The organism is Paramuribaculum intestinale (genome assembly GCF_003024925.1).
In the GTDB taxonomy this organism is placed as follows: domain Bacteria; phylum Bacteroidota; class Bacteroidia; order Bacteroidales; family Muribaculaceae; genus Paramuribaculum; species Paramuribaculum intestinale.
The window spans coordinates 1-2,733 of sequence record NZ_PUED01000249.1; the positions used below are offsets into that span (position 1 = coordinate 1).

Below are 2,733 nucleotides of genomic sequence, written 5' to 3' on the forward strand. Positions count from 1 at the left end.
TATATATTGATGGCGATTTTGCGCACGAAAAAATATAAATACTCCGAATGCTTTAATGTCCGTTTTTTACTATCGGAATAAATAGCCTTGTTATAATTTTGCAGGATGCAAACATTCAAGATCATACATCCCTCTCCTGCGCTGAAACCGTTTGTGCGGTATTATTGGGTATTGCAGGATAGCTCACCCGGCATGGTGTCGCAACGCACTTTGCCGACGGGGTGTATGTCGCTTGTGTTTCATCGTGGTGAAAGACTGAAAGTTGTAAGTCAGAATGACTTACAGCCACGCTGTTTTATAAGCGGACAAGAAACCAGCTTTACAGATGTCATTTCCACGGGAAACATCGAAATGATAGTGACTGTGTTTCAACCACACACGGCAAAGATGTTTTTTCATATCCCCGTCAGTCTGTTTTGCAATAGGAACATTTCCATATATGATATGGAGGACATTGAGTTGCAGGATTTGGCAGGGAAAATGGGTGATGCCGACAATCTTGAAACAGCCGTTATCTTAATTGAAAATTTCCTATTAAACCGCGTACTACTGGAGAATAACTACAATATACCGAGGCTTTCCACCGTGGTGCGTCACATTAGCAATTCTGTCCATACAAACATAAAGGGGCTTGCCGACATAGCGTGCCTGAGTGAAAAGCAGTTTTGCCGTGTCTTTTCAGAACACATCGGAACTACCCCAAAGGATTTCCTGCGCATCATCAGATTGCAACGCACCTTATCCGTATTACAGCATAATCCGAAAATAGGTTTTGCCCAACTATCATATGAATGTGGTTATACAGACCAATCACATATGATAAAGGAATTTCGGCTATTCACCGGTTACACCCCAAAAGAGTACATATCCCGTTGCGCTCCTGTTTCCGACTATTTTACGTTCTGAAAATTACGCTGATATAGATTTCGATTTGGTTGTCACCGATTATTTTTATAATTTTGTCACCACTTAGTGACATTAACCAAAATGGAATTGAAAGAAACAGAGAAAAGGCTGCTTGATGCAGTGAGCCATATCATAGAGAATGACGGATTTACCAAAATTGGGGTAAACCGCATCGCCAGTCAAGCCGGATGCGATAAAGTTTTGATTTATCGCTATTTTGGCGGCTTGGATGGTCTGCTCGTCGAATGGGCAAAACGGCACGACTATTATTCATTTGCCTATTCGGAGTTTATAGATACCATCAAACAGTCCGAGAAGAAGGATATAAGGCAGATTGTCAAAGATGTGCTTTTCCGGCAACTTCATTATCTGAAGGACAATGTTCTCATGCAGCAACTTCTGGTATGGGAATTATCCGGTCATTCATCGTTCAAGGGAATCCTCGAAGAAAGGGAGCGCATAGGCTACAAATTGCAGGAAGAATTAAACAAAAGTCTGGATATAGGTAACGACAACGATATGTCCGTTGCCATAATCATATCCGCAATCAATTACATTGTACTTTTCACAAGACAGTACCCCAAACTGAACGGCATAGATTTCAGCAAGCCGGAAGCGTGGAGCAGAATGGAAGCAATGATTTCCAAGTATGTTGATTTCATCTTTGACGACAGCAAACTATGAAACATATCATCGTAATAGCACTGACGCTGTTTCTTGCAGTCTTTGTTATGGCGCAGGAAAGGAATTACATTTCCACTTGCGGCAAGACGAAAACGTCTGTCAAGTGGTCGGAGGAACACAAAGACGGGAAGATATATCTGAATACAATTCAAGGCAACGAAAGGCATGAGTATATTTTGGACAATGGGTATAAGACCGAAAGTTGGAAAATAATCAACCCTGTTTCAAATACCAGCTTGACTGTCAGCTTAAAAAACGGCAAATATTCTATATCCGGCAAGTTCAACGGCAAACCAATCTCGAAGACAGTTAAAAGCAAAGGCAAACCGTGGTATCAGAATATTGCCTACAATGCGGGGCTGACCTTGAAAAACGGCAAGTCGTTGGAATACGAGTGTTTTCGCCCTGACAATATCAAACTCTACACCATGTCGGCTGTCAAGAAGGGTATTGAAAGATTTGACGGTGGGCACACCGTCAAAATAGAAGTCAGTCTGACCGGTTTTATGTCGGCATTCTGGAGTTGTGACTATTATTTTGACACGGCTACCTTGATGTTCGTGGGCTACAAAGGTGTGAACGGTGGCCCCGGAACACCCGAAACAAAAATATCAATTTCAAGATGAGAACAATAATATTATATCGCTCATCATACAAAGGCAATACGCTGAAGATCGCACAAAGCATGGCTGACGCACTGTCCGCCGAACTGGTATCAGTGGACAACACCCCGACAATAGACCTGTCAGGCTACGATTTAATTGGCTTTGGCTCTGCAATAAATTTTGCAGCCCACGATATCCGGCTTCAAAGATTTGTTTCAGAGCAGAATATTGATGGGAAAAATGTTTTCATATTTTCCACCCGCTGCCGTCCATTCTTGGGGGCATATCATAAACCCCTGAAGAAAATCATCGAAAGAAAAGGCGGAATTATAGCCGGTGAGTTTTCTTGCCGTGGTTTTGACCGTACAGGCCCTTGGGTGCTGATGAATGGTTACAATAAAGCCAGACCGAATGAGCTGGATATGTTCAAGGCACGGCTGTTTGCAAAAGGACTCCACCGGAAACTGCACCCATTGGCTTCCGTTCACAGAAATCTGGTTATCGGGTATTCGGACGGCATCCCGATACGCCATAATGG

4 protein-coding genes are annotated in these 2,733 nt (G+C 42.8%); all 4 read left to right on the top strand.

All coding sequences use genetic code 11. The annotated features are described in order from the left end of the window. Window positions 1–105: 105 nt before the first annotated feature. Complete coding sequence (locus tag C5O24_RS12270; protein WP_010801759.1) at window positions 106–906, top strand: AraC family transcriptional regulator; 801 nt, start codon at window positions 106–108, stop codon at window positions 904–906. 81 nt (window positions 907–987) lie between these two features. After that, window positions 988–1,590 carry a TetR/AcrR family transcriptional regulator gene (locus C5O24_RS12275; RefSeq protein WP_010801760.1) on the top strand — a complete coding sequence of 201 codons (603 nt, stop codon included), beginning with the start codon at window positions 988–990 and terminating at the stop codon, window positions 1,588–1,590. Then, entirely contained in the window at window positions 1,587–2,216 is a 630-nt protein-coding gene (locus C5O24_RS12280) for a hypothetical protein (RefSeq protein ID WP_010801761.1), read from the top strand. Before C5O24_RS12275 ends, C5O24_RS12280 begins: the two co-directional genes overlap by 4 nt. After that, window positions 2,213–2,733, top strand: a 521-nt coding sequence (locus tag C5O24_RS12285) for a flavodoxin domain-containing protein (protein ID WP_275541808.1), incomplete at its 3' end; no start/stop codon positions are given. The genes C5O24_RS12280 and C5O24_RS12285, both read left to right, overlap by 4 nt.